This window comes from Gleimia coleocanis DSM 15436 (assembly GCF_000159015.1).
GTDB classification, from domain to species: domain Bacteria; phylum Actinomycetota; class Actinomycetes; order Actinomycetales; family Actinomycetaceae; genus Gleimia; species Gleimia coleocanis.
Map to the genome: position 1 here is coordinate 1 of NZ_DS999560.1, position 241 is coordinate 241.

Annotated in this window: 1 pseudogene; it reads right to left on the bottom strand. The window is 59.8% G+C overall.

What is annotated here, in order from left to right:
• Nucleotides 1–57: 57 nt before the first annotated feature.
• Nucleotides 58–241, bottom strand: a pseudogene (locus HMPREF0044_RS07670) (tRNA (adenosine(37)-N6)-threonylcarbamoyltransferase complex transferase subunit TsaD); the annotation flags it as partial.

Below are 241 nucleotides of genomic sequence, written 5' to 3' on the forward strand. Positions count from 1 at the left end.
ATTCACCGATGAGAGGCACGGTATTCCCAGTATCAGTTTGGGAATACCGTGCAAATCTTACATCGAGACCTTGGTCAGGGGCATGGCGGAGTCGATCGGGAAGTCGGGGGCGCTGGGGGCCACGCCGGCTTCGACCAGGTTCACGCCGAGCATGGCGACCATGGCACCGTTGTCGGTGCAGAGCTTGATTTGCGGGATACGGACGTCGACGCCGTAGCTCTCGCCGAATTCGAGCAGTTTG